Below are 1,450 nucleotides of genomic sequence, written 5' to 3'. Positions count from 1 at the left end.
CCGGCCTGACGGCCGGACAGCCCTCACCAAGATCTTCATCAGCCTTCTAGCCGACCTCGACGCCCTTCGTGCCGATGTGGAAGATCTTGTGGCTGTCGCGGGTCATGTCGACGATGAGCTTGGTGGTGTCGCCGCCGCCCCAGGTGAGCGTGACGACGGCCTCCGTGTAGTTCGCCGTGCCGTTGTCGGTGACCTTCCACGCGAGCGGGACGTTCTGCGCCTGAAGGACGCCGTTGGCGTGGTTCGTGACCTCCCAGGCATTCAACTCCTTCTGGAAGGCGGGCGTGAGGTAGTGCTTGCGGAGATCGTCGGCGAGCTTGCCGTCCTCGTCGATCACCGCGTCGATGTACGCGCCGTAGAAGTCGGCGATGCGCGTGATGTTGTCGGACGGCTTCCCGCTGACGGTGCGCGGGCCGCCTGCGGACGCCTGTGCCGTCACCCCGAGCCCGAGGGCCAGGGCAAGCCCGACGGCGACGGCCGTCCGGCGGGTGGTGCGCAGCCGGGTCGAGCTCTTGACTCCCGCGGCGGCCTCGACGGCCTGAACGGTCTTGCCATTCTCGGTGCTCATGTTCGTGATCCCCGTATGTCTCGTGTGCCTGTATGGCTTGCGCGTCTCGCATGCTTCGCATGCTTTATTCGCCTTATTTGCCTTATTTGCCTTATGTGAGCCAACCCGGATGGTCCGTCCGGTGGCTCGATGCGGTGTGTGGTGGCCCCGTGGTTGTGCGGGGCTGCCGCGCTCCCGACCCCCGTGGCGGGAGCGGCGGCAGCCCCGGCATTCTCAGTGGCCAGTGGTGCGACGCCGACCGTCATGCGGCCGGCCGCTCGGGCCGTGCGTGACGGGCGTGCGTGCCGTGACGTGCCTTGCCGGGCTGCAGTCAGTGCAGCTTGTTGACGGCCGTGACGGTCGTCTTCTTGAAGGCCTTCACCGGGGCGTCGTCGAAGTCGCCCATCTGACCCCAGTCCACGACGGTGACCGTGGCGCCGTCCCGGCCCACGGAGATGAGGCGGATGTCCGTCGCACCCCAGGACGTCTCGGTGTGCAGGCCGTAGACGTGGGCGCCCTCCTCGACGTTCAGCTTCCCGTAGTCCTTGAGAGCGGCCTCGACTTCGGGGTCGGCCCGCTCGATACGGACGGGGCAGGACTTGATGTCCTGGTTGATGCGGGCGTACCGGCTCTTCGCCGCGCTGACGGTCGCGTGCTTGACGCTGACCTGACGGGCACTCGCGTCGAGGTCGGTACGGAAGTCCCGGTACCAGGAGTTTCGGCCGTCGCCCAGCGCCCTGCCGAGGCAGAAGTCCAGTTCGCCCTCGGGCGATACGCCGGCGGTGATCCTGCCCGCCGTCCATGTGGAGCTGGGGTGCGGCGGAAGGTTCGCGGCGGAGAGGAAGCCGGGCGGCTTCGGTGCGGCTGCGCGGGGCGGGGGGGCGGGCGGCGATAGGGATAGCA

The 1,450-nt window shown here is 68.3% G+C and carries 2 protein-coding genes; both read right to left on the bottom strand.

What is annotated here, in order from left to right; all coding sequences use genetic code 11:
* Nucleotides 1–46 precede the first annotated feature (46 nt).
* Nucleotides 47–568, bottom strand: coding sequence for a hypothetical protein (locus ABT300_RS44000; RefSeq protein ID WP_351688782.1), 522 nt, complete (start codon nucleotides 566–568; stop codon nucleotides 47–49).
* Between the two features lie 310 nt (nucleotides 569–878).
* Nucleotides 879–1,450 (bottom strand): hypothetical protein (locus ABT300_RS43995; RefSeq protein WP_351688780.1); only part of this gene is annotated, 572 nt, incomplete at its 5' end.

The sequence above is a fragment of the Streptomyces sp. NPDC001027 genome (genome assembly GCF_040299045.1).
GTDB lineage: Bacteria > Actinomycetota > Actinomycetes > Streptomycetales > Streptomycetaceae > Streptomyces.
Note: the sequence above shows the minus strand (reverse complement) of the source record. Positions and strands in the feature narration are given on the sequence as shown.

Coding starts and splice junctions, on each gene's coding strand:
- ABT300_RS44000 (WP_351688782.1), bottom strand. CDS start 568: ATGAGCACCGAGAATGGCAAGACCGTTCAGGCCGTCGAGGCCGCCGCG.